Here is a 24747-nt window from a genome sequence, read left to right as displayed (position 1 = left end):
ATGACGGCCTCAGGAAGGCCCCAGGAAGCGGTGCACCCCCGAGGGCGTCACCGCCGCATGCACCGGCCGGTCGTGCGCCTCGGCCGGCACGTCCTCCAGCACTTCCGTGTCGTACAGCAGCACCACCAGCGACGCCGTCGACCCGGCCCGCTCCAGCCGCTCCAGCACCCGGTCGTAGGACCCGCCGCCGCGCCCCAGCCGCAGCCCCCGCCCGTCCACCGCCAGACCCGGCAGCAGCACCACACCGGCCTCCGTGACGGCCTCCGGTCCGAGCCGCTCCCCGGCCGGCTCCAGCAGCCCCCAGCCGGCCCGTACGAGCCGCTCGGCGCCCTCGTACACCGCCCAGTCGAGATCGTTGTCCGGCAGCAGTACGGGCAGCAGCACCCGCACCCCCGCCGCCCGCAGCCGGTCCAGCAGCGGCAGCGTGCCGGGTTCGTTGCCGATGGAGACGTATGCGGCCACGGCCGGCGCGGCGGCCCGGCCGGACGGCGTCTCCGTCCCCGGGGCGCCCTCCCCGGACGCCACCGCCCGGAATTCCGCCAGCTCCAGCGTCCGCCGGGCCAGCTCGGCGCCCGTCGCCGCGACGACATCCGGCGGCAACGATCTCCTCACCTCCAGGAGATCTCGCCGCAACCTGCGCTTCCTATCGTGATCGGATTCGTGACCAGAGTTCATTTGTGGGCCCTTGCTCCGCTCTCATGCTCTATTCACCAGACCCTCATCATCGTTCCGATAGGGCCGGTTATGGTGGCGCGCATGACCCCATCGCACACGCGGATCAGCAAGGCTGTCATCCCGGCAGCCGGCCTCGGCACCCGGTTTCTCCCCGCCACGAAGGCCACACCCAAGGAGATGCTCCCGGTCGTCGACAAGCCCGCCATCCAGTACGTGGTGGAAGAGGCGGCCGCCGCCGGACTCTCGGACGTACTGATGGTCACCGGCCGCAACAAGCGCCCCCTTGAGGACCACTTCGACCGCAACTACGAACTCGAAGAGGCCCTGCACCGCAAGGGCGACGAATCCCGGCTGGCGAAGGTCCAGGAATCCAGTGACCTGGCGACCATGCACTACGTACGGCAGGGCGACCCCAGGGGCCTGGGCCACGCCGTCCTCTGCGCCGCGCCGCACGTCGGCGACCAGCCCTTCGCGGTCCTCCTCGGCGACGACCTCATCGACCCCCGCGACCCGCTGCTCCAGCGCATGGTCGAGATACAGGAACAGCACGGCGGCTCCGTCATCGCCCTGATGGAGGTCGACCCGTCCCAGATCCACCTCTACGGCTGCGCGGCCGCCACCCCCACCGGCGACGACGACGTGGTCGTGGTCTCCGACCTGATCGAAAAGCCCGACCCCGCCGAGGCCCCCAGCAACCTCGCGATCATCGGCCGCTATGTCCTCGACCCGGCCGTCTTCGAGGTGCTGCGCAAGACCGAACCGGGCCGCGGCGGCGAGATCCAGCTGACCGACGCCCTCCAGGCGCTGGCCGCCGACCCCGCCCTCGGGGGACCCGTACACGGCGTCATCTTCAAGGGCCGGCGGTATGACACCGGCGACCGCGGCGATTACCTGCGTGCCATTGTCAGACTGGCATGCGAACGTGAAGACCTGGGCCCGGACTTCAGAGCCTGGCTTCGCAGTTACGTCACCGAGGAGATGTAGGACGTTGAACGGCACCACCGACCAGACCCGCCACCAGGACCGCGTCTGGTCGGTGGCCGAGCACCTCGACGACGTTCTGTCGAAGATCCATCCGCTGGAACCGATCGAGCTGCAACTCCTCGACGCCCAGGGCTGCGTCCTGGTCGAGGACATCACCGTCCCCGTCGCGCTGCCGCCCTTCGACAACAGCTCCATGGACGGCTATGCCGTCCGGGTCGCCGATGTCGCGGGCGCCACCGACGAGTTCCCCGCGGCCCTCACCGTCATCGGGGATGTCGCGGCGGGCAGCGGCGAGCTCCCCGCCATCGGCCCCGGCGAGGCGGCCCGCATCATGACCGGCGCCCCGGTCCCGCCCGGCGCCGAGGCCGTCGTCCCCGTCGAATGGACCGACGGCGGCAGCGGCCAGGGCCCGGCCGCCGGCATGCGCGCCCACAGTGCCGCCCCCCAGGACGCGACGGGCGAGGTCCGCGTCCACCGCCCCGTGGCGGCGGGCGCCCATATCCGCGCCCAGGGCAGCGACGTCTCCGCGGGCGAGCCGGCCCTGCGCGCCGGCACGGTCCTGGGCCCCTCCCAGATCGGCCTGCTCGCCGCCATCGGCCGCGGCACGGTCCGGGTCCGGCCCCGCCCCCGCGTCGTGGTGATGTCCACCGGCAGCGAACTGGTCCAGCCCGGTGAGGCGTTGGGTCCCGGCCAGATCCACGACTCCAACAGCTTCCAGCTCACCGCCGCCGCCCGCGCCGCCGGAGCGATCGCCTACCGCGTGGGCGCGGTCGCCGATGACGCCGATACGCTGCGCTCCACCCTCGAGGACCAGCTCATCCGCGCCGACATCCTGGTCACCAGCGGCGGCGTCAGCGTCGGCGCCTACGACGTCGTCAAGGAAACGCTGACCGACTTCTCCGCCGAGGAGGGCATGGTCGAGTTCCGCAAGCTGGCCATGCAGCCCGGCAAACCCCAGGGCTTCGGCCTCATCGGCCCCGACCGCACGCCCCTCATGGCGCTCCCCGGCAACCCCGTCAGCTCCTACGTCTCCTTCGAGCTCTTCGTCCGCCCCGCCATCCGCACCCTGATGGGCCTGCCGGACGTCCACCGCCCCACCGCGCAGGCCGAGTGCACGGAGCCCATCGCCTCCTCGCCCAAGGGAAAGCGGCAGTTCCTGCGCGGCTCCTACGACCCGGACGCCGGTCAGGTGACCCCGGTGGGCGGCTCCGGCTCCCACCTGATCAAGGCCCTCGCCCATGCCAACGCCCTGATCATCGTCCCGGAGGACACCACCGAGGTGGCCGCGGGCGGGGAGGTGGAGGTCGTCCTGCTCGGGTAGCCGGCGACCCGTGCGGGTACGGTGTCGTCCCACAGGCGCGGCACGGCACGGTCCGGACCAGGAGAACGATGAGCAGCGGCCAGCAACATCTCACTCATATCGACGCGGCGGGCGCGGCCCGGATGGTCGACGTATCGGAGAAGTCCGTCACCGCCCGCACCGCCCGCGCCCGCGGCCGCGTCCTGGTATCGCCGCAGGTCATCGAGCTGCTGCGGGGCGAGGGCATGCCCAAGGGCGACGCCCTGGCCACCGCCCGGATCGCCGGCATCATGGGCGCCAAGCGCACCCCCGAGCTGATCCCCCTGTGCCACCCCCTCGCCGTCTCCGGCGTGAAACTGGACCTGACCGTCACCGACGAAGCGGTCGAAATCGCCGCCACGGTCAAGACCACCGACCGCACCGGTGTCGAAATGGAGGCGCTGACCGCCGTCTCCGTGGCCGCCCTCACGGTCGTCGACATGATCAAGGCGGTCGACAAGGCGGCGGTCATCTCCGACATCCGCGTCGAGGAGAAGACCGGCGGCAAGTCCGGCGACTGGACCCGGCCGTGAGCCCCGCCCGCGCCCTGGTCGTCACGGCCTCCAACCGCGCCGCTGCCGGCGTCTACCCCGACAAGGGCGGCCCGCTCCTCGCCGAGGGCCTGACCGCCATGGGCTTCGAGACCGACGGCCCCCAGGTCGTCCCCGACGGCGACCCGGTGGAGGCCGCCCTGCGCGCCGCCGTGGCAGCTTCCTACGCCGTCGTCCTGACCACCGGCGGTACGGGCCTCTCGCCCACCGACCGCACGCCCGAGGCCACCCGCCGGATCCTGGACTTCGAGATCCCCGGCATCCCCGAGGCCATCCGCGCGGCCGGCCGCGAGAAGGTCCCCACCGCCGCCCTGTCCCGCGGCCTGGCAGGCGTGGCCGGTACGACGCTGATCATCAACCTCCCCGGCTCCCCGGGCGGCGTCCGCGACGGTCTGGCCGTCCTGGCCGACCTCCTGCCGCACGCCGTCGACCAGATCCGCGGCGGCGACCACCCCAGACCCACCGGGAGCCCGAGCTGAACGCGTCCTGGCCGGTGGTCCTCGTAGAGGGAGACGTCACCCTCCGCCCGATAAAGCTGCGCGACCAGCGCCCCTGGCGCGAGGTCAACCGCCGCAACCGCGACTGGCTGCGCCCCTGGGAAGCCACCATCCCGCCGCCCCCGCCCGGCATGCCGCCGCCGCACCGCCCCACGTACCGCCAGATGGTCCGCCATCTACGCGCCGAGGCGCACGCCGGCCGGATGCTCCCGTTCGTCATCGAATACCGCGGCCAACTCGCGGGACAGCTCACCGTGGCCGGTATTACCTGGGGCTCCATGTGCTCGGGCCATATCGGCTACTGGGTCGACCAACAGGTCGCCGGGCGCGGCGTCATGCCGACCGCAGTGGCGCTCGCCGTGGACCACTGCTTCCGCGCCGTGGGACTGCACCGCATCGAGGTCTGTATTCGGCCGGAAAACATCCCCAGCCGACGCGTGGTGGAGAAACTCGGCTTCCGCGAGGAGGGCATCCGCCCGCGCTATCTGCACATCGACGGCGGCTGGCGTGACCACGCCGTATTCGCGCTGACCGCGGAAGAAGTGCCCGAAGGCCTGCTCAACCGCTGGCGGCAGCACCGGCCCAGTACACCGGGCGCACCCCACAAATGAAATAACTGTTCGAATAGCGTGTCCGGCCTGACCGGATTCCCGGCCAGGCCGTCCTTACAATCACAAAAAAAGTTCGAGATATCAGCCAGATCGTGCGACACACCGGCCCAATTGGCGGATGGCCCCGCGCAAACCCCTCTACCGTGTGAGTTGTGAGAAGCAGCGGCCTCATCTACGCAGTCATCGTCGGGGCCTGGGCCGCCTATTTGGTGCCGATGTGGCTCCGTAGGCAGGACGAGCTCAACGAGGCACGTCCGACCGAACGCTTCAGCACTGCCATCCGGCTCCTGTCCGGACGTGCGGCCATGCAACGCCGTTACGACAAGGGGCAGGAGGAGCGTCCCGCCGACGATGCCGGCGACGAGCAGCACCCGGACGCCCCGGCCGACGAGCCGGACGCCGGGCCCTTCGTCGACCCCGAACCGGCGGTCGAGGCCGAGGCCCCGCACACCCGGGTGCAGTCGACGCCGCCCCGCCCCTCCCTCTCCGAGCGGACCAAGCGCGCCAAGGTTCTCGCCCGCCGCCGACGCACCATCACCATCCTCTTCCTCGCCTTCACCATCGGCGCCATCGCCGCCGCGGTCGGCGGCCTCCCCTTCCTCTGGGCGCCCGCCGCCCCCGCCGGCCTCCTCACCGCGTACATCATTTACCTCCGCGTCCAGGAACGGCGCCGCTTCGTCTTCACCATGGACCGGCGCAAGGCGGAGGCGGCGGCGCAACGGCTGCGGGAGGGCCGGCCCCGCCCTCAGCCGGCGGCCGACCAGCCGCCCGCCGACGCCCACCAGCCCGACGCCCACGCTGACGCCCCGCCCGAGGCGATCCCGGAACCGCCCCGCCCGGCCGCGCCCACCCCGCCCCACACCGCCGGCCGCCGCGCCCTCGTCGAGGAGACCGACCACGCCGAGTGGGTCGACCAGCAGCGCGAGCGCGAACGCCCCCGCCCCGCCTCCGGCAGCTGGGAGCCCGTCCCCGTTCCCCTCCCCACCTACGTCACCGCCCCGGTGGCCCCCCGCGCCACCAGCCACGTCGACCTCGACGCCGACGACGCCTGGAGCTCCGCCCGCTCCAGCGCCGCCCCCGACCACCCCCAGCCCGACACCCACGCCCGCCGCCCCCGCGGCCGCACCCCCCTCTTCGACCAGTACGAGGACGAGGACCGCCCCCGCGCCGCGAACGAGTGACGCCCCTCCGCTGACCAGCACCGGAAGCGATTTCCGAGCACCGCGGCCGAGATGCTAGAGTTTCACTCGTCGCAAGGGCCTGTGGCGCAGCTGGTAGCGCACCTCGTTCGCAACGAGGGGGTCAGGGGTTCGAGTCCCCTCAGGTCCACAGCACGTCAAAGCCCCCGCCGGGATGATCCGGTGGGGGCTTTTTCGCGTCGTGCGGCGGAGCGGTGCCGCAACCGTGGCGACGCCCGGCGACCGGCGTCGGCTCTCGCGGAGGGTTCGACGGCGCGACACTCCCGCCGCCTCGCCTGTGATCATCTTCACTGGGTGCGGTACCTGGGGAGGGTTTCGCGGGATCTGCGCCAAGTGCCCCGTTTAGGGCGCTCGCTTTGTTGATTCTCCTGCCGAAAGGCGTGGTCGGCGGAAAAATATCCTTCGCGATGGCCCTCGTGAGGAAATTATTGCGGCTGTCCCTCGCGGGCCCGTCTTCCCTGTTCCGCGCGCGGCGTGGGCGGTGCCGACTTTCCAAGATCCACAAATGATCGGCTGGCGATACGTTCACAGCGCCGAGGGCATGCCTCGGTCGCGGCTACCGGTAGCGCGGTCGCCTCTCTTCCGTTCGCGTCCGGCCGGATCCGCTCTCTTGGCCGGCCGGGTGTGAACAACCCACGAGTGCACGCCTGGTGCGCGTGTGCACCACAGCAGAGGATCTCCACCTTGAAAACCACGAACGAAGCCGTCGCTCCCGCGCCCGTGATGGGCCCGGACGGTCAGGGGTACTTCCACGGGAAGCTCGGCGCGGTGCTGGGTGCCGAGTTTGCGCAGAGTGCCGAATGGAAGCAGTTCACGGACAGCTGGAACAACCTCCACCAGGACGGCTACATGGCCGATGGCGGCACCTATCGTGAGCGCCGCTATTCGGAGTTCTCGTACGACACCGCCGACGGCAGCATGGCGTTACTTGCTCACGTTCCCTACTCCCAGACGATGGAGGTCAATTATCTGAACGGGGGAATAGAGCGGCACTTCGAGCCCTTCGAAGCGCATGTCGCGGAAAGCCCCGTCCTGCGGTCGGTCTTCGAGTGGTGCGCCGGTTCGCTGACGGAGATCGTCGGAGAAGCTGCCTGGAAGATTCAGACCTTCCAGAACCGCATCCTGGCCCGGGGCGAGGAAGACGGTCAGCCTACGCCCGAGGGAATGCACCGTGACGGCGTCGACTTTGTGCTGACCTTGCTGATCGAGCGGGAATCCATCGACGGTGGAGTCAGCGCGGTCTACGACGCGCAAACTCGGGAGTGCCTCAAGGAGGTTGCGCTCGCCGAACCCGGCGAGTTCCTGTTCGCGGACGACGAGCGGCTCCTGCACAGCGTGACCCCGCTCACCCCCGCCGTCACCGATGGCCACGGCCACCGGGACGTTCTGATCGCCATGTTCACCCGTACCGAGCGCTGACCAGGGAACCACGTTGATACAGGCACAGATCATCCGTTCCTTCCGGCAGCTCACGCCTGCCGATCTGGACCCGGGCCGGCCCATCGTCACTTTGTTCAGCGGCGGTTTGGACAGCACTTATCTGCTGCTCCGGTTAAAGCAGGCGGGGTTCCGCGATATTCACGCGGTGAGTGTCGACCTCGGCGAAGACGAGAGCAGCGAACACAAGCAGCGCATCGCGGATGAACTCGGCGCGCGTTTGCACATCATCGACGGACGCCAGACGTTCGTCGAGGAATTCGTCCGGCCCGCGATCGCAGCCCAGGCGGTCTACCTCGACACTCACCCGGTCAGTTCCACGCTGAGCCGCCCGCTTATCGCCCGTCTCGCCGTGGGACTTGCCGAAGAACTCGGGGCCGCGGCCATTCTGCACACGGCGAACCGTTCGCAGAATACGCTGCGGCGGCTGAACGGAGCCCTCGCTCTGCTGGGATTCCCCGGGCAGTACGGCAGTCCGTACGACCTCGACCCGGTGGACCGTGACCAGAAGATCCAGGAACTCAAGGCCGTGGGCCTGGACCAGATGAGTGCGCGCATCGTCTCCGGTGACTCGAACCTGTGGTGCCGTGAGTTCGAGTCCGGCATCCTCGACGACCCCGAGGACCATGCGGTGCCCGAGCACATGTACCAGTGGAGCGCCAGGCGGCCGGAGATGTCCGGCGAGAGCCTCGAAGTGCGTTTCCGCGAGGGCGTACCGGTGAGCGTCGACGGGGTGGAGAAGTCCCTCACCGAACTCATCGCGGAGCTCAATACCCGCGTCGGGGCCTACGGGATCGGCCGCTACAGCGGGCTGGAGCATCTCGACAACGGTGAGAAGGTCCTGGAGATCAGGGAGATGCCGGCGGCCTGGCTGCTGCTGCGCACCTACCGGCATCTGGAGACCGCCACCCTGGAGGCCGAGACGATGCGGGAGAAGATGCATCTGGAACAGCTGTGGGTGCGCGAATCGCTGGAAGGCCGCTGGTTCGGCGAGCTGCACCGGGCGCTTCAGTCCTTCATCGACAGCTGCGCTGTGCGGGTGACCGGATCCGTACGCTGGAGGCTGACGCCCGGCGGGGCCGAGACCCGCTCGATCACGGCCGATGAGCCGCGCTATCTCCGCGATCGCGAAGCGTGGGAGAAGTTCTCGATCCACGTCGAGAACGCTCCGTATCAACTCGTCTGAGAAGCACACCCGGTGCGGTTGGGGTCTGGTGGGAAACGGTGACCAGGCCCCAGCCGCATCTCCGCAGCACGCCCACGCTCCTCGAGACCAGGCAATGTGCGTTCGCTGGTTGGCGGTCAGGAGCGCCGGCGCCCTTCATGAAAGAGCGCAACCATGCTCGCAAACCCCTCACGTGTCCGGCTGATAGACATGCTGCTGCTGGCGGTGGCGGCCGTCTGGGGCTCCACCTATCTCGCAGCGAAAGAACTCGTCACGCCCGGCTCGGTCATCGCCATTCTGGCCCTCCGCTTCGCGGTGACGGCGGTGGCCTTCCTGCCCGTCTGCCTCCGCAGGCTGCGCGCCGCCAGGCGTGACGAAGTGGCCACGGGGACGCTCCTCGGAGTCATCCTGGCGGTGGTCCTCCTCTTCGAGACGTTCGGCATCGCGCACACAAGCGCGACGAACGCCGGCCTCATCATCAGTCTCACCATCGTCATGACCCCCATCCTGGACAGCGCCGTCAACAGGTCCTGGCTGCCGCCGCAGTTCTTCCTCGCCGCCACGGCGGCCGTCGTCGGCGTCGGCCTGCTCGCCTCGGGAACCGGGCTGCGCCCCCCGAGCGCGGGGGACTGGCTGGTCCTGGCCGCAGCGGCGGCCCGCGCCGTCCATGTCACGGTGATGCACCGGAGGTCGGCCCAAAAGCAGTACGACTCGCTCAACCTCACCTATGTGCAGATGGCGACGGCGGCAGTGCTGTTCTGCGCGGTCAGTCCGCTGGTGGGCGAACCCGCATGGACGGTGGCCTCCCGGCTCGGTCCCGGTCTCTGGCTCGTCCTTCTCTACCTGGCGCTGATCGGCACGGTCTTTGCCTTCTTCGTCCAGATGCTGGCGGTGCGGAAGACCTCGCCGTCCCGGGTCAGTCTGCTGCTGGGCACCGAGCCCATCTGGGCGCTCCTCGTCGGCGTCCTCCTCGGCGGTGACCGGCTGGGAGTCCTTGGCGCCGTGGGTGCGGCCCTGATCCTTGTCGGAGCCGGATGGGGGCAACGCATCGAACGCCTCCACCGGGAGGCGAAGGAGAAGAACGGATCCGTGGCCGGCGCGGAAAGGGTTCCCGAGCCTGCGGAGGGGGGCCGATCGGTGGCGGGATGAGCGGTGCAGCGGTGGCCGGACCCCGCCCCCGGCGGCGTCGGACCGGTCTCCCGGCCGCACGCGTGCCGTAGCGCGGAGCCCGGCCGGCCGGCCCTCGGGGAGGGGCCGTGCCGGTCGGTCGCTTTTCGGGGTGGTGTGGCGATCAGGGGTGGGCGGAGCCGGGAATGCGGTGGCGCACGGCGTCTTCGGTCGGCGCGGGTGCGCCTTCGGCGGTGGGGTGCCAGGCGTAGGGGGCGAGGGGGGCGTCCACCGGGGCCTGGGTGAGGCGGTTGGCGAGGGTGGACAGGGTGTAGGCGCCGATACCCAGGACGACTTCCAGGGCGTTCCGGGGGGTGTAGCCGTGGGTCAGGAAGGCCTGGAGGGCGGCGGGGTCCACGTCGCCGGCGGTGTCCAGGACGGCGAGGGTGAAGCGGCGGATCGCCTCCAGGCGGGGTTCGGGGAGGGGCTGTTGGGCCCGTAGGGCGGAGAGGAGCGGCTCGGTGTCGGGGGGTGTGGTGAGGGCGGTGAGTTTGGCGGTGTGCATGGCGACGCAGAGGTGGCAGCCGTTGCGGGTGGCGATGGTCATGATGAGGACCTCGCGGGCGAGCGGGTCGAGGGTTGTCGTCTCGAAGAGCGCGCTGAGTTCGAGGAAGCCGTTGAGCAGTTGCGGTGACGTGGCGAGGCGGGCGACTCCGGCCGGGAGGTAGCCGAGGCGCTTGGCGGTGGCTTCCACGGCGGGGCGGGAGGCGGCGGGGGCCGAGTGAGGGGTGTGGTCAGGGAAGGCGAAGGGGGTGGCCGGTGTGGTGGGCATGGTGGTGGACATGGCGAAGGTCCTTTGCGGTGGTGGCCGGGCGACGCCGCGCGGCATAGGATCGACAACGTGGTTGACGAAATGAAAGTAAACCTGGTTGTCGAGTTTTGCAATGGCTGAGGCGGGCGATCGCGGCAAGGCGCCTGGATACGAGCTGCCGCTACTGCTGTTCGCCGGATTCCGTTCGCTGATCGACGAGTTGCATGCGGAGCTGGCGCGGCAGGGGCATCCGGGCGCACGGCCCGCGTACGGGTTTGCCCTGCAGGCGATCGGGCGGGACGGGGTGACCGCCAGCGAGCTGGGGCGACGGCTCGGCGTCTCCAAGCAGGCCGCAGGCAAGACCGTCGACCGGCTGGAAGGGCTGGGCTATGTCGAGCGGTTCGATGATCCGGCGGACGGCCGGCGCAAGGTGATCGGGCTCACGCCGCGCGGCGTCGACGTGCTGGTCCGGTCGGCCGCGATCTTCGACGAGCTGCATACCCGGTGGGAGAGGGTGCTGGGGTCGGAGCGGCTCGGCGAGGTGGAGGCGGCGCTGCGCACCGTGGTTCCCGCGGACGGACTCCGGGTGGATGTTGCGGGGTGGTTCGGCGGCTGACCCGCCCGACGCGCTTCCGCCGCAGGGTGTACGTCGGGCGGTCCGTCCGTCTCTCTCCGGGGGCGGACAGCCCTTAGCCGGCCAGGCGGTCGACTGCCCTGGCGACCGCGCCGGCGCCGTCCTCGCAGGCGAGGCGGCGGGCGGCGTGAGCGGCGCGTTCGAGGAGGGCGGGGTCCGTGGTGGCCCGGGTGAGGGCGTCGGCGAGACGGGTCACGGCGTCGTCCGCGGCAAGGTCCTTGAACGGGATCGGGGCGGTGGCGGCGCCGAGGGAAGCCAGGCGGGCGGCCCAGAAGGGCTGGTCGGCGGCGACGGGGAGCGGGACGGTGGGGACGCCGGCGCGGAGTCCCGCGGCGGCGGTGCCGGCGCCGCAGTGGTGGACCACCGCGGCCACCTGGGGGTAGAGGAGGGCGTGCGGGACCTCGCCGATGGTGAGGAGGTCGGGGTCGTCGGAGCGGGCGGCGCCGTCGGGGTCGCCGGAGCGGTCGGCGGCGGTCCGGGTGGTCAGGTTCGCCCAGCCGGACTGGAGGATGCCGCGGACCTTGGCGCGGCGTAGCGCCCGTACGGTCAGGGAGCTCAGCCGTTCGCCGTCGCCGGACGCCATGCTGCCGAAGCCGATGAAGACCGGGGGCGGGCCGGCGGCGAGGAAGTCCCGTAGGGCGGAAGGGAGTTGGGCGTCGGGGGAGTGCCAGGGCCACCAGTTTCCGACGACGTCCAGGCCGGCGCGCCAGTCGGCGGGACGGGGCACCAGGACCTCGCTGAAGCCGTGCAGAACCGGGGGGCCGGCCGCTTCGGCGCGGCGGCGCACCGTACGGGGCGTGGCGGGCGGCAGGTCGAGGCGGGTGCGGAGGTCGCGGGTCGCGTCGGCGTAGAGGCGGTCGACGACGCGGAGGGAGAGGCGGCCGGCGGCGCGGTTGCCCCAGCGGCCCAGGGAGCGGCCGCCGCCGATGACGGGGGCGAAGTCGCCGGTGGGGGTGGTGGGGACGAGGGGCAGCTCCAGGCACGGGATGCGCATCGCCTCGGCGAGGTGCCGGCCGAGGGGGGCCGTGGTGGTGGAGAGGAGCAGGAGTTCGGTGTCCTCGCGGGCGGCTTCGGTGAGGCCGCCGCCCAGCTGCCGGATGAAGGCGGCGGCCTGCCGCATCAGGGCCCGGTTGCCGCCGGGGGCGGCGGACTTCTCCCGGTCGGTGGCGGCAGTGGTGGGGCGGGCGGCACGCGGGTCGGCCGGGAGCCGACGGAATTGCAGGCCGGCGGCCCGGACGAGGGGGGCGTAGGTGTCGTGGGTGGCGAGCGCGACCTCGTGGCCGGCGTCCTGGAGGCGGGCGCCCACGCCGGTGTACGGGGCGACGTCGCCGTAGGAGCCGGCGGCGGCGATCAGGATCTTCATGGGGTTCGACCCTCGGTTGCTGGTGGGGAGTTGGCGGTGGGCGGGGAGCGTGCGCGGGCCGTGCCCGGCGTTCAGGCTTCCCGCTGGGGGGCCGACTGGCGTACCGCGTTGGCGTGGATGGCCGTGCGCAGATACGAGGCCAGGCCGGGGCGCTGTTCGGTCGGCGGGACGAGCAGGGCGAAGGCGCGGGGATCGGCGGCGAAGTCCTCCGCGATCCGGCCGTGCATAGCGGTGGGGCACGGGGTGAACCAGCGGGTGATGTGCCGGCGGTGTTCCTCGGCGAGGTCCATGGCCCGTTCGCCGTCCGCCGGTTCCTCGGCGTCGAAGGCGGCGGTGAGGCGCTGCCGCCAGGCGGCGCTTTCCGCCATGATCTGCGCCCAGTCCTCCTTGGAGTGCGCGGCGGCCCGCGCCATGGAGTGCTGGTGCCCCTCGCTGTGCCGCCGCTTCAGATGGGCCTCGGTGGCGTAACTGAGGTCGAAGGAGACCTCGCCGAAGACCTCGAACCGCTCCTCGGGCGTCAGCTGCACCCCCGTCTGCTGGACCTCCATGGCCTGCTCGGCGACCTCGACCAGGCGTTGCAGTGTGGCGATCTGGTCGTTGAGGAGGCGGTGTCTGGCGCGGAGGTGGTCGAGGGCGTTGGCCTGCGGGTTCTCCAGGATGGTGGCGATCTCGTCGAGCGGAAAGCCGAGTTCCCGGTAGAAGAGGAGCTGCTGGAGCCGGGCCAGGTCGGCGTCGCTGTAGAGGCGGTAACCGGCGGGGCTGCGGTCGCTGGGGGAGAGCAGGCCCGACGTGTCGTAGTGGTGCAGGGTGCGCACCGTGACCCCCGCGAAGCGGGAGACCTGCCCGACCGAGTAGCCCATCTCAGTGCCCTTCGTCCCATGTCTCTCACGTTCCCCGGTGGTGGTCCCCGGCGGCCCGTGCCGTCGATCAGGTTGCGGCCTGACGTCGGGTGAGGGTCAACCGGGGAGGGAGGCGAGGGAACGGGGCGAGGGGACGGGGCGGGAGGAGGGGGCGCGACGCGTGCGGCCCGGGTGGCTCAGTCGTCCGGGTAGCGCTCCTGCAACACGGAGTTCAGCAGCGCCCGCACGTCCTCCCGCTCCAGCCCCTCCGCCCGCGCCCGGTCCATCCATGCGCCCAGTTCCGCGCGGAGCCGGGCGTCCGCCGCGGACTCGGGGCGGGCGAGGGTGCGGCTGACGAAGGTGCCGAGGCCGGGGCGGGGTTCGACCAGGCCCTCGCGTTCCAGCTCGCGGTACGCCTTGAGCGTCGTATTCGGATTCACCTTGGTCGTGGCGGCCACCTGTGCGGCCGTCGGCAGGCGGTCGCCCTCCACCAGGATGCCCAGGCGTAGCGCCTGCTGGACCTGCTGGACGATCTGGAGGTAGGTGGCGACGCCGCTGCGGCGGTCGATCCGGAACTCCACGACGTTCACCACTTCTCTGTCTCCACCGGGGCCTGCCTGCCCGTCCGGGGGCCGGTCCCGCACCGCTTGATGATCGGGCGGCCCGTGCCGGGTGTCAAAGCGCAGCCGGCGTGTGGCGGGGCCGGTCCGGCGGCCCCGCCACCCGGGCCCCCGTTCAGAGCGGCCGCCTACGGACCCGCCAGACGACCAGCGCGAGCACGATCGCGGTCAGGGCCAGCAGGATCCCGGCTCCACGCCACTGCATTCCCGCCAGCTGGCTGAAGTCGAAGTACTGCGAGACGCGGTTGACGATGCCCAGTTTGGCCCGGCAGGCCTCGTAATCGCGGCCGGTGCAGGTGCCGTAGCCGTAGAGCTTGCCGTCCGCGGTGGCCACCCATTGGTCGATCTCCACGGCGCCGCGTGGCAGGCGGTGGGAGGAGCCCTCGGGATAGGTCATGCTGCGGAACGCGCCGAGCTGTTGGCGTACCTTCTCCGTCCAGATCGTGGTGATGACGAAGGAGAGGACCGCGGTGGCCGCCATCGCGGGTACCACCCGCTTGATCAGCAGGCCGAGGCCGATGCCGCAGGCGGTCAGGAACAGAGTCATGGCCACCAGGCCGGGGCCCGTGGTCTCGAAGGCGCCGCCCATGAGCCAGTCGCCGCCCATGACGAGCTCGTGGGCCGGGAACCACAGCCGGCGGAAGGTCACCGCCAGCAGGGCGGTGCACACGGCCATCACGGCCAGCGGCAGACCGAGTGTGGTGGTGATCCAGCGGCCACGGCCGGACGACTGCGTGGTGACCAGTTTGATGGTGCCGCGCTCCTGCTCACCCGCGATCAGCGGCGCGCCGACGAAGACGGCGACGGCGCCGGGCAGGAACTCCAGGAAGGAGATGTCGCGGGAGAACATCGAGTTGAAGGCGTCGGCGAACGACGTGCTCAGCTTGCCGTCGTCGTCGGGGGTCGAGCCCTTGGCGTGCAGGAAGTCCATGACCCCGAAGCGCTGGTACAGGAACGTCGCACAGCCGGCGAGGGTGATCAGCAGTGCGGTGATCAGCAGCCCGCGGTGGCGCCGGTAGATCACCCAGGGCAGCCCGCGCAGCAGACGGCGCGGGGTGCCGGATGCCGTCGTGCCGTTCGCGGGCGAGGCCGGGGAGGCCGTGGTCGTCGTGCTCATGCCGTAACCTCCTGCGGGCCGTCGGTACGTGCCTCGTTCGCGATCAGGGTGGGTGCGTCGGGCGAGCGGAGATGGGCCAGCAGGACCTCCTCCATGCTCGGCGGTACGGCTTCCCAGCCGTCCGAGAGCGGGCCGTTCGGCCGGACCAGAGCGGTGAACTGCCGCCCGGTGACCCGGGATTCGACCACCGTGTGCCGCCGCCGGAGCTCCTCGGGGACGCCGTCCCCGTCGGCCAGCCCGGTCACCAGCAGGTGGGCCGACACCAGCGCGTCGGTCGGCAGCGCCATCCGCAGCCGGCCCTCCGCCAGCACGACGAGGTAGTCGCACATGTCCTCCATCTCGGAGAGCATGTGGGACGACATCAGCACGGTCGTCCCGTGCTCGGCCGCCTCCGCCATCAGCAGGCCGGAGAGCTCGTGCCGGGCGAGCGGGTCGAGGTCGGACATCGGCTCGTCGAGCAGCAGCAGATCGGGGCGTTTGCCGAAGGCGAGCGCGAAGGCGACCCGGGTGCGCTGGCCGCCCGAGAGGGTCCCGGTCCGGGCGGTGAGGGGCACGTTCCCGGACCGTACGATCCGCTCGGCCAGCGCCTGGTCCCAGCGCGGATTCAACTCGCGGCCCAGGCGCAGGGTCTCGGCCACCGTGAAGCGCGGGTAGAGGGGCTTGTCCTGGGCGAGGAAGGCGACGCGTTCCAGTACGGCGGGATCGGAGACCGGCGTGCCGAACAGCTTCAGGCTCCCGGCCGTCGGCTGCACCAGCCGGGTCGCGACCCCCAGGAAGGTGCTCTTGCCCGCCCCGTTCGGGCCGACCAGGGCGCAGATGCGACCGGCCGGAAGGCGGAAGGAGCAGTCCCGCAGGGCCCAGCCGCGCCGGTATTTCTTGCCCAGGCCGGTGGCCTCGATCGCCCATGGCTTCGGCTCGCGCACCCAGATCCCCCCTTTAGCTAGTTGATTAGTGGAATGAGTATGGAGAGCCGCCCGGACGCGTGTCAACAAAGTGCGGGCGCACCCCCTGCCGCCCCCGCCCCCGGGCCACGCCCCGCGGCGACCTCGCCCCGCGGCGCCTCGGCCTACAGCACCTTCGCCCTACCGCCCCATTGCCCTACGAAGACCGCACCATCGCCCTACGAAGCCTTCGCCCTACAGCGCCTTCGTCATGCACCGGCTCTTCTCGTACATCCGGTAGTACCCGAACTTCTTCTCCGCCGGGAGATAGCCGCTCGACGCATACAGCGCGAGCGCCTCCGGCTGCTCGATGCCGGACTCCAGGACCATGCGGATCCGGCCCGCGGCGCGCGCGTCCGCCTCGAGCTCGGCGAGTATGCGCCGGGCCAGCCCCCGGCCGCGGGCCTCCGGGACCACGAACATCCGCTTGATCTCGGCGTCGCCCACGGCGTACCCCTCCGCCAGGTCCTCCTGGAGCCGCCAGCCCCCGGTGGCCAGCGGGCGCCCGTCCTCGTACGCGAGGAGGTAGATGCCGTTGGGCGGGGCGAACATCCCGGGGTCCAGCGAGGTCAGATCGGCATCGCCGTAGCGGCGGACGTATTCCTGCTGGACCTCCTCCTCGAGCGCGAGCGCATCGGGGTGGTCGTAGCGGGTCGGACGTATCTCCATTTCGCGCAGCGTACTGGCGTCCGAATGGTGGGAGCCAGAAGCCCAGGCAGGCGCCCCGGCGGCCCGTCGCGTAGGCTGCGCGCCGCCAGGGCGATGAGGGAGTTTGTGTTGCTGACTGTGACGACGGTGAATGTGAACGGGCTGCGCGCCGCGGCCAAGAAGGGCTTCGTGCCGTGGCTGGCGGAGACGGAGGCCGAGGTGCTGTGCCTCCAGGAGGTACGCGCCGAGCCCGGCCAGCTGCCGGCGGAGGTCCGTGACCCCGAGGGCTGGCACGTCGTCCACGCACCGGCCGCCGCCAAGGGGCGGGCCGGCGTCTCGCTCTACACGCGGCGGGAGCCGGAGCGGGTGCAGGTGGGCTTCGGCTCGGCGGAATTCGACGACAGCGGTCGCTATGTGGAGGCGGATCTGCCCGGCGTGACCGTCGCCAGCCTCTACCTCCCCTCCGGCGAGGTCGGCACCGAGCGCCAGGACGAGAAGGAACGCTTCCTGGCGGAGTTCCTCCCCTACCTCGTGGACCTGCGCAAGCGCTCCGCGGCGGACGGCCGTGAGGTCGTGGTCTGCGGCGACTGGAACATCGCCCACCAGGAGGCGGACCTCAAGAACTGGAAGGCCAACCAGAAGAAGTCCGGCTTCCTCCCGGAGGAGCGCGCCTGGCTCACCGACGTCCTGGACGAGACCCGCGGTGGCTACGTGGACGTCGTCCGCGCGCTGCACCCCGGCGTCGAGGGGCCGTATTCCTGGTGGTCGTATCGGGGCCGCGCGTTCGACAACGACTCGGGCTGGCGGATCGACTACCAGATGGCCACGCCCGGCCTGGCGCGGCGGGCGGTGAAGGCGTATGTGGAGCGGGCGGCCAGTTATGACCAGCGGTGGAGCGATCATGCGCCCGTGACGGCGGTCTTCGACCTGTAGCGAGCGGCAGCGCAAAGCCCCGCCCGGCTGTTTGCTCGCCGTCGCCGGACGGGGCCGCATGGGCGCTTCGGCTTCCCTGGGTCCGACGCGGTTGCCCTCACTGCTACGGGACAGCCCTTAGGGCGGCACCCCAGCGAAGGGGCGGACCGGGGCGAGAGCCTGAGCACGTCAACTCGGACGGGACACGACCTGTCCTACTCAAGGCTTGTCGGTCGGAGGAGTCGAAGGGGCGGGGGTCGGCGCGTTCGGCGCGACGGCCCCGCCCCGGCCTACTGGGACGGGCGTGCGTCTTCCGGATGCCCGTATTTCTTGTGCTTCTCCATGCTGTCGAGAATCTCCCACAAGGCGAGGTTCTTCTGTTCCTGGAGGATCTCGCTCAGTTGCTCTTTCAGTAGAGCGCATCCGGGGCAGTCGTGGGGGTCGGCGAGACCGGGGCGAGGCACGGCGAGCGGATCCTGATACGAGACATGCTCACGGCGCGCCATGCCGCCGCCTGCGCTCATGACCGGGCCGCCTTCGTGCCGTGTGGGTGCCGCCGGATCTCTACATTGCAGTCGCTCACCTTCGAGCCATCTCCGGTGAGCCGTGCGGTGTCCCGCTCCCTGTCCAGCGCGCCGCACACATCGCAGCTGTCTACGGGCAGCGGCTCCAGGCCCAGCCTTAACGGCAGCTCTACCGGCGCCGTCGGGTATTTCGTCGGCTCTGTCATGGTCGTGATCCTTGAGCCCCCTGGAGGACGTATCCACCCCCGAATCAAGGACAGTTGGACCTTGGGCGGCTACGGTCCAAGAAGGCCCAAACGTCCCCGGGAGGCGTCTTGAACTCTGCTCTACGCTCGGCTATGGCGGACGCTGGTCTCACCCCACGTCAGCTGGCCGTGCGCGTCGGCGTGACCGGCAAGACTGTCGAGCGGTGGCTAGCCGACTCCGAACTGACACCCCATGCACGAAATCGAGAGGACGCCTGTCGGGCGTTGGGAGTGGACGAAGAAATGATCTGGCCCCAGGCAGTGAAGGACCGCATCAAGACGGGCAACGACCGTGAGCTGGTGCGCTCTTACCCGTATCGGTCAGCATGCCCGTCCACGGTATGGAGCGACCTGATCAGCCGGGCCGACGCCGATCTGTTCTTCGCCGGATACACGAACTACTTTCTGTGGACCCAGGTGCCCGCCTTCCCCGAGATTCTGCGCCGGAAGGCGGAGGCAGGGTGTCGGGTGCGGTTCCTGCTGGGCGACCCGCAAGGCGAGGTGACCCGGCAGCGGGAGGCCATCGAGGACGTGGCTCTGACGGTCTCCACACGCATCCGGATCACGCTGGAGCACCTGGACCGCCTTGGGCCGCTGGATGGCCTCGAGGCTCGCTTCAGCGCCCCGGACGACGCGATCAATCATGTGAGTCTGTCTGTATTCCGCTTCGGCCATGAGGCGCTAGTGACACCGCATCTTGCCCGGTTGGTGGGGCACGACTCGCCACTACTCCACCTACGCAAGCAGGGCGACGGGGGCATGTTCGACCGCTTCGCGGAACACAGCGAGGAACTGTGGAGCCGTGGCACTCCTGAACAGGCTTGAACGGCGCCCCGCGGCTCACACCCAACGCCTTGGCTACCGCCGTGATGCTCTCCCCCTTGGCCCGGCGAGCCTTGGTGCTGACGGCGGTGACGGCGAGGCAATCGAGAGGGGTGAACTCCCCTTCCTCCGCTGGGAGTTCGAACCGTTCCGCCCAAGGATGCTGTAATTGCCTTGTGCAGCAGAACCCTTACGGAGAAGATCCCGTGCGGCTCATGGTCGAGCTCGCCGCCGCGCCGCCGCGCACTCCCCAAGAGTTCGCCGAGCGTTGCCTGGCCGCGGGTATGGTCATCGACCGTCCCGTGGGGGAGGGGGACTTGGCGGAGATCCTGGAGTTCATACCGCGGTGGGAGGCGGTGGTCGACGCCGACGGTCTTGCGCAACGGGCCGCTCTGGTCAATGCGTTGCTGGCGTCCTGTGCGGGGCACCCGCGCGTGACCGACCACGCCGATGGGGGCTGGCACATCCACTACCGCGACGACGGCCTCGGTCTGGGCGGCGTCGTGCGGGCGGTGGTCAGCGTAGGGACGGCACTGCATCTGACGGGGCGGGGGATGGACCGCCTCGGCCGCTGCGCGCTGGCCGAATGCGGACGCGCTTACGGCGACTTCACGCGGGGTGGGCGGCAGCGCTACTGCTCCCACCCGTGCGCCAACCGCGATGCGGTGCGGCGGCACCGGGCGCGTCGGGCGGCCCGGCGCCCGGGCCCGTCCCACGGATCTCCGTCGAGCAAGGAGCGGCGTCCCGGCGAGCCGGACTAGCCGACCACCTCGCACGGACGCTTGGCCTCTGCTCGGCCCCCGAGCGTTCTCAATTCCGCGGCGGCCCGGCCCCCAGGTCTCCGGCCCCCGGCTCCCCGCCCCCCGGCTCCCCGGCCCCCGGCCGCTCGCCGCCGTCCCCGCCGCAGGCCCGCAGCCGCTCCTCGATCTCGGCTCGTATGCGGCGGTCCATGGCCATGGCGAGTTCGGCTTCGACGACGCCCTTGGAGAGCGGGCGGAGTCTGTCGATGGTTTCGGCTATGCGGTCGACCTCTTGGGGGGTGGGGGGCCGGCCGGTGGGATCGTGCGGCAGGACGTCGGCGAGGACATGGGTGCGGATCAGGTCGCAGAAGAGGTCGGCGAGGGCGTCGGCGTGGACCCGGACCCGGCGGGCGGATTCCAGGACGGCGGCCAGCGGGATGCCCTCCTCGACGAGTTCGGTGGAGGCGTCCAGGAGGCGGCGGCTGACGTGGACGAACTCGTCTCCGTCGACGGCGAGATAGCCCATGTCGAGGGATGTGGTCAGGTTCTCGGGGGTGACGTCGTCGCTGAAGTGGTCGGCCAGTTCCTCGGGGGTCAGGCGGACCGGGGTTTCCTCGGACCACGGGGTGACGATCGCGGAGTCCAGGCCGAGGAGCTCGCCGACGTCGCGGCCGCTTTCGAAGGCGGCGAGGAGTTCGCCGATGCCGCCGAGGGTGTGGCCGCGCTCCAGGAGTGCGCCGATGGTGTGCAGGCGGGCGAGATGGTGCTCGTTGTACCAGGCGATCCGGCCCTCGCGGCGCGGCGCGGGGATGAGCTTGCGCTCGCGGTAGAAGCGCAGCGTGCGGACCGTGATGCCGGCTTCCTCGGCCAGGTCGGCCATCCGGAATTCGCGGGCGGGGGAGGACGCGGCGGAGGCGCCTCGTCCGGCTCCGTCGGTGGCCGGGAGCGCCGGCCCGTTCCCGTGCCCTTTCGCCGTCTCGTTCTCGTTCGCTGCCACGCGTTCACCCTATGCCGGGCCGGGCCCGCCGGGGCGGAGTGCGACCGGCGGTAACTTCCTGGCGCCCGACCCCTACCGCTCGGTACGGAGCTGCCCTACGCTCCAACCAGCCAATCGTGCCAGTAATTGCTGGCATGGTTGAGCGGAGGCTGGTGAAGGTTGGCGTCGAACTCGGGAGGCGGCGGGATGGCCGAGCACGAGCAGGAGCGGGAGCACGTGCGGGTGGCGGTGATCGGATCGGGATTCGGTGGTCTGGGGGCGGCCGTACGGCTGCGCCGTCAGGGGATCACCGACTTCGTGATCCTGGAGCGGGCCGATGCGGTGGGCGGCACCTGGCGGGACAACAGCTATCCGGGATGCGCGTGCGATGTGCCCTCGCACCTGTACTCCTTCTCCTTCGCGCCGAATCCGGAGTGGCCGCGGAACTTCTCCGGGCAGGCGCACATCCGCGCGTACCTGGAGCGGGTGACGGACACCTTCGGCCTGCGTGCGCACATCCGGTTCAACTCCGAGGTGCGCAGCCTGCGGTGGAGCAACGAGGAACTGCGGTGGGAGATCGACACGGCCCAGGGGGCGCTGACCGCGGACGTGGTCGTCTCGGCCACCGGGCCGCTGTCCGATCCCAAGCTGCCGGACGTACCGGGGCTGGACTCCTTCCCCGGCAAGGTCTTCCACTCCGCGCGCTGGGACCACGACTACGACCTGCGGGGCAAACGGATCGCGATGATCGGCACCGGGGCGTCGGCGATCCAGATCGTGCCGGCCATCCAGCCCGAGGCCGGCCGGCTCACCGTTTTCCAGCGCACGCCCCCCTGGGTCATGCCGCGCGCCGACCGCAGGATCACCGGCGTGGAGCGCTGGCTGCACACCAAGGTCCCCGCGACCCGGGCGCTGCGCCGCCAGCTGCTGTGGGGCATCCGCGAGCTCCAGGTCAGCGCGTTCACCAAGCGGCCCAATGAGCTCGGCCTGATCGAGGCGCTCGCCAAGTCCCATATGCACAAGGTCATCAAGGACCCGGCGATGCGCGCCCGGCTCACCCCCGACTACCGCATCGGCTGCAAGCGCATCCTGCTGTCCAACAGCTGGTACCCGGCGCTCGCCCGGCCCAATGTCGACGTGGTGTCGTCCGGGCTGAAGGAGATCCGCGGCAACACGCTCGTCGCCGCGGACGGGACGGAGACCGAGGCCGACGCGATCATCTTCGGTACGGGCTTCCACGTCACCGACATGCCGATCGCCCAGCGGGTGACCGGCGCGTACGGCACCACCCTCGCCGAGGAGTGGAAGGACGGCATGGAGGCGCTGCGCGGCACCAGCGCGGCCGGATTCCCCAACTTCCTCACCATCATCGGGCCCAACACCGGCCTCGGGAACAGCTCGATGATCCTGATGATCGAGGCCCAGCTGAACTACATGGCCGACTTCATGCGGCAGCTCGACATCCTCGGCGGGCGGATCGCGCTCAGCGCCCGGCCGTCCGCGGTCCAGGCGTGGACGCAAACGATCCAGCGGCGCATGCAGCGCACGGTGTGGAACACCGGCGGCTGCGACAGCTGGTATCTGGACGCGAGCGGGCGCAATACGACCGCATGGCCGGGGACGACGTCGGAGTTCCGGCGGGTGACCCGGCAGGTGGACCTCGCGGAGTACGAGCTGCTGCGGGCCCCGGCCGAACCGGTCGAGGAACCGGAACCCATCGCACCGCTCACCGAGGAGGCCGCCGCATGAGCCGGCCCGCACACCTGACCACCGGACCGTACGCGCCGCCCGTCCCGCGCAGGACGACGACCGTCACCTCCGCCGACGGCTCCCGCCTCTACGCCGAGATCCACGGGCCCGAGGGCGCCCCCGCCGTCGTCCTCGCCCACGGCTGGACCTGCTCGACCGCCTTCTGGGCCCCGATCGTCCGCGACCTCGCCACCGAGCACAAGGTGGTCGTCTACGACCAGCGCGGGCACGGGCGCAGCCCGGCGGTGAACCCGGCGGGGTACAGCACCGAAGCCCTCGCCGACGACCTCGTCGCCGTACTGGAGGCGACGCTGGAGCCGGGCGAACGCGCCGTGATCGGCGGGCACTCCATGGGCGGCATGACGATCATGGCCGCCGCGGACCGCCCGCAGCTGCGCGAACGGGCCGCCGCGGCCCTGCTGTGCAGCACCGGAAGCTCCGAACTGGCCGCGGAATCACGGGTGTTCCCGCTGCGCACCCCGCAGGGCCGGCGCCGCGCGCACCGGCTGCTGCTGCACTCGCGCGTCCCGCTCGGCCCCGTATCGCCCCCCGCCAAATGGGCCCTTCGGTACGCCACGATGGGCGCCGGCGCCACCGCCGAGCAGATCGAGGCCTGCGCACGGATCGTGCACGCCTGCCCGCCGGGCGTGCGGGCTCAGTGGGGCAGGGTGCTGGCCGGTCTCGAACTGACCGGCGGGGTGGCCCGGCTGGAGATGCCCACCGCCGTCGTCTCGGGCACCGCCGACCGCCTCACGCCTTTTGTGTCCGCCCGCCGGCTGGCCGCCGTGCTCCCCGACTGCCGTGGCGTGACCGAGCTGCCCGGCCTGGGACACATGGCGCCCATCGAGGATCCGGCAGCGGTCGGCGGCCGCCTGCGGGAACTCGTGCACGATCACCTGACCACCACCGACGCGGAGGCCGGGCGGCCCACGGCGGCCCCCGCCCCCCAAGGCAAGCGGCAGAAGAAGGAGAACACGGCGTGAACGCAAGCAGGAGCGGGAGCCTGGACGGGCAGGTCGTGGTGGTGACCGGGGCGGCGCGCGGGGTCGGCGCGCTGCTGGCGCGCAAGCTGTCGGCGCGCGGTGCGACGCTTGCGCTGGTCGGCCTGGAGCCGGACGAGCTGACGAAGGTCGCGGCCGCGCTGCACGGCCCGGCGCACCACTGGCTCGCCGATGTCACCGACCACGAGGCGATGGCCCGGGTCGCGGGCGAGGTCAAGGAACACTTCGGCAAGGTCGACGCGGTCGTCGCCAACGCCGGGGTGGCGACCGGCGGGCCGTTCGTCGACTCCGACCCGGTGGCGTGGAAACGGGTCATCGAGGTCAACCTGATAGGCGGCGCGGTCACCGGCCGCGCCTTCCTGCCCGTGCTGATGGAGTCCCGCGGCTACTTTCTTCAGATTGCCTCGCTCGCCGCAATGACCCCGGCGCCGATGATGACCGCGTACTGCGCCTCCAAATCGGGCGTCGAGGCGTTCGCGCACAGCCTGCGCGCCGAGGTCGGCCACAAGGGCGTACGGGTCGGCGTCGGCTATCTGAGCTGGACCGACACCGACATGGTGCGCGGCGCCGACCAGGACGACATCATGCGCGAGCTGCGCTCCCGGCTGCCCTGGCCGTCGAACAAGACCTATCCGCTGGGCCCCGCCGTCGACCGGATCGTGGCGGGCATCGAGCGCCGCTCCGCGCATGTCTACGGGCAGTGGTGGCTGCGCGGGATGCAGTCGCTGCGCGGCTGTCTGCCGTCGGTCATCGGGTCGGTGGGCCAGCGGGAGATGCGCCGCTTCGGGGACCGGCTGGACGGGATGCGGACCGGGCTGGTCGGCGCGGGCGGGGCGGCGGACGAGAAGGCGCGGGCGGATCGGTAGGGGCATCGGTGGATGCAGCGGCAGATGCAGCGGTTCACGCGGCCGTCCCACGCCCACACCTGCTCAAAATGCGGAGAATGCCCGACTATGTGAATCTGGTCGACACCTATTCCCCGCACCTCACGCAGGAGTGACCAGCATGGGTCTCAAGGACCAGTTCCGGGCCAAGGCCGAGCAGCTCGAGCAGGCGCAGAAGGCAATGGGTGACGCCGAGGAAGAGGCGTCCGAGCGGGGGCAGCGGGCCCGGGACGCCGCCCACCGGGGCCGGGAGCGGGCCCAGGCCGCGGCGGATGACGCCCAGGACGGCTTCCGGAGCTGACGCCGCACCCGCGCACACGAGTGGGGCGCACCCGCAGCACCGGGTGCGCCCCACG

27 protein-coding genes, 1 tRNA gene and 1 pseudogene are annotated in these 24747 nt (G+C 71.1%); 19 read left to right on the top strand and 10 right to left on the bottom strand.

Translation table 11 applies throughout. The features are described from left to right. Nucleotides 1-9 precede the first annotated feature (9 nt). Nucleotides 10-675 (bottom strand): 5-formyltetrahydrofolate cyclo-ligase, encoded by a 666-nt coding sequence (locus ACIGWZ_RS20630; protein WP_400066633.1) that lies wholly within the window; start codon nt 673-675, stop codon nt 10-12. An 81-nt stretch (nt 676-756) separates the two neighbouring features. Here ACIGWZ_RS20630 and galU point away from each other — a divergent pair, with 81 nt between their 5' ends. The 10 genes from galU to ACIGWZ_RS20580 all read left to right on the top strand — a co-directional run bounded on the left by galU (nt 757) and on the right by ACIGWZ_RS20580 (nt 9607). Beyond that, entirely contained in the window at nt 757-1659 is a 903-nt protein-coding gene (gene galU, locus ACIGWZ_RS20625) for a UTP--glucose-1-phosphate uridylyltransferase GalU (RefSeq protein WP_400066631.1), read from the top strand. Nucleotides 1660-1663: 4 nt separating this feature from the next. Continuing rightward, entirely contained in the window at nt 1664-2980 is a 1317-nt protein-coding gene (gene glp, locus ACIGWZ_RS20620; protein ID WP_400066629.1) for a gephyrin-like molybdotransferase Glp, read from the top strand. Between the two features lie 68 nt (nt 2981-3048). Continuing rightward, nucleotides 3049-3531, top strand: coding sequence for a cyclic pyranopterin monophosphate synthase MoaC (gene moaC / locus ACIGWZ_RS20615; protein ID WP_400066626.1), 483 nt, complete (start codon nt 3049-3051; stop codon nt 3529-3531). Further along, the gene (locus ACIGWZ_RS20610; protein ID WP_400066624.1) at nt 3528-4028 is read left to right on the top strand and encodes a molybdenum cofactor biosynthesis protein B; all 501 of its coding nucleotides are present in this window, start codon (nt 3528-3530) and stop codon (nt 4026-4028) included. The genes moaC and ACIGWZ_RS20610 overlap by 4 nt, the downstream gene beginning before the upstream one ends. A gap of 14 nt (nt 4029-4042) precedes the next feature. After that, entirely contained in the window at nt 4043-4657 is a 615-nt protein-coding gene (locus tag ACIGWZ_RS20605) for a GNAT family N-acetyltransferase (RefSeq protein ID WP_400066622.1), read from the top strand. A 152-nt stretch (nt 4658-4809) separates the two neighbouring features. After that, the gene (locus tag ACIGWZ_RS20600) at nt 4810-5838 is read left to right on the top strand and encodes a hypothetical protein (protein ID WP_400066620.1); all 1029 of its coding nucleotides are present in this window, start codon (nt 4810-4812) and stop codon (nt 5836-5838) included. Between the two features lie 75 nt (nt 5839-5913). Then, nucleotides 5914-5986: transfer RNA gene (locus ACIGWZ_RS20595), tRNA-Ala, on the top strand. Nucleotides 5987-6540: 554 nt separating this feature from the next. Beyond that, on the top strand, nt 6541-7275 hold the full coding sequence (locus ACIGWZ_RS20590; protein WP_400066618.1) for a 2OG-Fe dioxygenase family protein: 735 nt from the start codon (nt 6541-6543) through the stop codon (nt 7273-7275). A 13-nt stretch (nt 7276-7288) separates the two neighbouring features. Then, a complete protein-coding gene (locus ACIGWZ_RS20585) occupies nt 7289-8479 on the top strand; it encodes an argininosuccinate synthase-related protein (protein WP_400066616.1) in 1191 nt (396 codons plus the stop codon). 153 nt (nt 8480-8632) lie between these two features. Then, nucleotides 8633-9607 (top strand): DMT family transporter, encoded by a 975-nt coding sequence (locus tag ACIGWZ_RS20580; RefSeq protein ID WP_400066614.1) that lies wholly within the window; start codon nt 8633-8635, stop codon nt 9605-9607. A 142-nt stretch (nt 9608-9749) separates the two neighbouring features. Here the strand turns inward: ACIGWZ_RS20580 and ACIGWZ_RS20575 are convergent, their stop codons facing one another. Beyond that, nucleotides 9750-10409 (bottom strand): carboxymuconolactone decarboxylase family protein, encoded by a 660-nt coding sequence (locus ACIGWZ_RS20575; protein WP_400066612.1) that lies wholly within the window; start codon nt 10407-10409, stop codon nt 9750-9752. A 100-nt stretch (nt 10410-10509) separates the two neighbouring features. Between ACIGWZ_RS20575 and ACIGWZ_RS20570 the strand changes: the two genes are divergently transcribed. Beyond that, nucleotides 10510-10992 (top strand): MarR family winged helix-turn-helix transcriptional regulator, encoded by a 483-nt coding sequence (locus tag ACIGWZ_RS20570; RefSeq protein ID WP_400066610.1) that lies wholly within the window; start codon nt 10510-10512, stop codon nt 10990-10992. 73 nt (nt 10993-11065) lie between these two features. On the opposite strand, the gene ACIGWZ_RS20565 is transcribed toward ACIGWZ_RS20570, so the two are convergent. From ACIGWZ_RS20565 to ACIGWZ_RS20540, 6 genes are all read right to left on the bottom strand, one after another. Continuing rightward, entirely contained in the window at nt 11066-12373 is a 1308-nt protein-coding gene (locus tag ACIGWZ_RS20565) for a glycosyltransferase (RefSeq protein WP_400066608.1), read from the bottom strand. Nucleotides 12374-12444: 71 nt separating this feature from the next. Further along, complete coding sequence (locus ACIGWZ_RS20560; RefSeq protein ID WP_400066606.1) at nt 12445-13233, bottom strand: MerR family transcriptional regulator; 789 nt, start codon at nt 13231-13233, stop codon at nt 12445-12447. A gap of 176 nt (nt 13234-13409) precedes the next feature. Continuing rightward, entirely contained in the window at nt 13410-13805 is a 396-nt protein-coding gene (locus ACIGWZ_RS20555; RefSeq protein ID WP_400066604.1) for a GntR family transcriptional regulator, read from the bottom strand. Nucleotides 13806-13947: 142 nt separating this feature from the next. Beyond that, nucleotides 13948-14949: an ABC transporter permease subunit gene (locus ACIGWZ_RS20550; RefSeq protein ID WP_400066602.1), complete on the bottom strand. Its 1002-nt coding sequence runs from the start codon at nt 14947-14949 to the stop codon at nt 13948-13950. Next, nucleotides 14946-15872, bottom strand: coding sequence for an ABC transporter ATP-binding protein (locus ACIGWZ_RS20545; RefSeq protein ID WP_400066600.1), 927 nt, complete (start codon nt 15870-15872; stop codon nt 14946-14948). The genes ACIGWZ_RS20550 and ACIGWZ_RS20545 overlap by 4 nt, the downstream gene beginning before the upstream one ends. A gap of 213 nt (nt 15873-16085) precedes the next feature. After that, on the bottom strand, nt 16086-16559 hold the full coding sequence (locus ACIGWZ_RS20540) for a GNAT family N-acetyltransferase (RefSeq protein WP_400066598.1): 474 nt from the start codon (nt 16557-16559) through the stop codon (nt 16086-16088). 108 nt (nt 16560-16667) lie between these two features. Here ACIGWZ_RS20540 and ACIGWZ_RS20535 point away from each other — a divergent pair, with 108 nt between their 5' ends. Continuing rightward, a complete protein-coding gene (locus ACIGWZ_RS20535; RefSeq protein WP_400066597.1) occupies nt 16668-17471 on the top strand; it encodes an exodeoxyribonuclease III in 804 nt (267 codons plus the stop codon). 269 nt (nt 17472-17740) lie between these two features. On the opposite strand, the gene ACIGWZ_RS20530 is transcribed toward ACIGWZ_RS20535, so the two are convergent. Beyond that, nucleotides 17741-17974 carry a hypothetical protein gene (locus ACIGWZ_RS20530; protein ID WP_400066595.1) on the bottom strand — a complete coding sequence of 78 codons (234 nt, stop codon included), beginning with the start codon at nt 17972-17974 and terminating at the stop codon, nt 17741-17743. 338 nt (nt 17975-18312) lie between these two features. Here ACIGWZ_RS20530 and ACIGWZ_RS20525 point away from each other — a divergent pair. From ACIGWZ_RS20525 to ACIGWZ_RS20515, 3 genes and pseudogenes are all read left to right on the top strand, one after another. After that, nucleotides 18313-18405, top strand: a pseudogene (locus tag ACIGWZ_RS20525) (XRE family transcriptional regulator); the annotation flags it as partial. A gap of 57 nt (nt 18406-18462) precedes the next feature. After that, a complete protein-coding gene (locus ACIGWZ_RS20520; protein WP_400067246.1) occupies nt 18463-19044 on the top strand; it encodes an XRE family transcriptional regulator in 582 nt (193 codons plus the stop codon). A 173-nt stretch (nt 19045-19217) separates the two neighbouring features. Further along, a complete protein-coding gene (locus ACIGWZ_RS20515; RefSeq protein ID WP_400066593.1) occupies nt 19218-19802 on the top strand; it encodes a CGNR zinc finger domain-containing protein in 585 nt (194 codons plus the stop codon). A gap of 49 nt (nt 19803-19851) precedes the next feature. Here the strand turns inward: ACIGWZ_RS20515 and ACIGWZ_RS20510 are convergent, their stop codons facing one another. Beyond that, nucleotides 19852-20661 (bottom strand): MerR family transcriptional regulator, encoded by an 810-nt coding sequence (locus ACIGWZ_RS20510; RefSeq protein ID WP_400067244.1) that lies wholly within the window; start codon nt 20659-20661, stop codon nt 19852-19854. A gap of 303 nt (nt 20662-20964) precedes the next feature. Here ACIGWZ_RS20510 and ACIGWZ_RS20505 point away from each other — a divergent pair, with 303 nt between their 5' ends. From ACIGWZ_RS20505 to ACIGWZ_RS20490, 4 genes are all read left to right on the top strand, one after another. Then, complete coding sequence (locus ACIGWZ_RS20505; RefSeq protein ID WP_400066591.1) at nt 20965-22506, top strand: flavin-containing monooxygenase; 1542 nt, start codon at nt 20965-20967, stop codon at nt 22504-22506. After that, nucleotides 22503-23489 (top strand): alpha/beta fold hydrolase, encoded by a 987-nt coding sequence (locus ACIGWZ_RS20500; protein ID WP_400066589.1) that lies wholly within the window; start codon nt 22503-22505, stop codon nt 23487-23489. The genes ACIGWZ_RS20505 and ACIGWZ_RS20500 overlap by 4 nt, the downstream gene beginning before the upstream one ends. Next, nucleotides 23486-24373, top strand: a complete 888-nt coding sequence (locus tag ACIGWZ_RS20495) for an SDR family oxidoreductase (RefSeq protein WP_400066587.1) — start codon at nt 23486-23488, stop codon at nt 24371-24373. The genes ACIGWZ_RS20500 and ACIGWZ_RS20495 overlap by 4 nt, the downstream gene beginning before the upstream one ends. A gap of 139 nt (nt 24374-24512) precedes the next feature. After that, nucleotides 24513-24692, top strand: a complete 180-nt coding sequence (locus ACIGWZ_RS20490; protein WP_400066585.1) for a hypothetical protein — start codon at nt 24513-24515, stop codon at nt 24690-24692. Nucleotides 24693-24747: the final 55 nt, after the last annotated feature.

It is taken from the genome of Streptomyces sp. NPDC053427, from assembly GCF_044544985.1.
In the GTDB taxonomy this organism is placed as follows: Bacteria; Actinomycetota; Actinomycetes; order Streptomycetales; family Streptomycetaceae; genus Streptomyces.
The sequence above is the reverse complement of the archived record's forward strand: the minus strand, read 5'-3'. Positions and strand labels throughout refer to the sequence as shown.

Excerpts from the sequence above, each read along its gene's own strand:
- galU (WP_400066631.1), top strand. The coding sequence starts at position 757 with ATGACCCCATCGCACACGCGGATCAGCAAGGCTGTCATCCCGGCAGCC.
- ACIGWZ_RS20540 (WP_400066598.1), bottom strand. The coding sequence starts at position 16,559 with ATGGAGATACGTCCGACCCGCTACGACCACCCCGATGCGCTCGCGCTC.
- ACIGWZ_RS20630 (WP_400066633.1), bottom strand. The coding sequence starts at position 675 with ATGAACTCTGGTCACGAATCCGATCACGATAGGAAGCGCAGGTTGCGG.
- ACIGWZ_RS20580 (WP_400066614.1), top strand. The coding sequence starts at position 8,633 with ATGCTCGCAAACCCCTCACGTGTCCGGCTGATAGACATGCTGCTGCTG.
- ACIGWZ_RS20560 (WP_400066606.1), bottom strand. The coding sequence starts at position 13,233 with ATGGGCTACTCGGTCGGGCAGGTCTCCCGCTTCGCGGGGGTCACGGTG.
- ACIGWZ_RS20575 (WP_400066612.1), bottom strand. The coding sequence starts at position 10,409 with ATGTCCACCACCATGCCCACCACACCGGCCACCCCCTTCGCCTTCCCT.
- ACIGWZ_RS20520 (WP_400067246.1), top strand. The coding sequence starts at position 18,463 with ATGATCTGGCCCCAGGCAGTGAAGGACCGCATCAAGACGGGCAACGAC.
- ACIGWZ_RS20570 (WP_400066610.1), top strand. The coding sequence starts at position 10,510 with ATGGCTGAGGCGGGCGATCGCGGCAAGGCGCCTGGATACGAGCTGCCG.
- ACIGWZ_RS20500 (WP_400066589.1), top strand. The coding sequence starts at position 22,503 with ATGAGCCGGCCCGCACACCTGACCACCGGACCGTACGCGCCGCCCGTC.
- moaC (WP_400066626.1), top strand. The coding sequence starts at position 3,049 with ATGAGCAGCGGCCAGCAACATCTCACTCATATCGACGCGGCGGGCGCG.
- ACIGWZ_RS20490 (WP_400066585.1), top strand. The coding sequence starts at position 24,513 with ATGGGTCTCAAGGACCAGTTCCGGGCCAAGGCCGAGCAGCTCGAGCAG.
- ACIGWZ_RS20510 (WP_400067244.1), bottom strand. The coding sequence starts at position 20,661 with ATGGCCGACCTGGCCGAGGAAGCCGGCATCACGGTCCGCACGCTGCGC.
- ACIGWZ_RS20550 (WP_400066602.1), bottom strand. The coding sequence starts at position 14,949 with ATGAGCACGACGACCACGGCCTCCCCGGCCTCGCCCGCGAACGGCACG.
- ACIGWZ_RS20505 (WP_400066591.1), top strand. The coding sequence starts at position 20,965 with ATGGCCGAGCACGAGCAGGAGCGGGAGCACGTGCGGGTGGCGGTGATC.
- ACIGWZ_RS20530 (WP_400066595.1), bottom strand. The coding sequence starts at position 17,974 with ATGAGCGCAGGCGGCGGCATGGCGCGCCGTGAGCATGTCTCGTATCAG.
- ACIGWZ_RS20565 (WP_400066608.1), bottom strand. The coding sequence starts at position 12,373 with ATGAAGATCCTGATCGCCGCCGCCGGCTCCTACGGCGACGTCGCCCCG.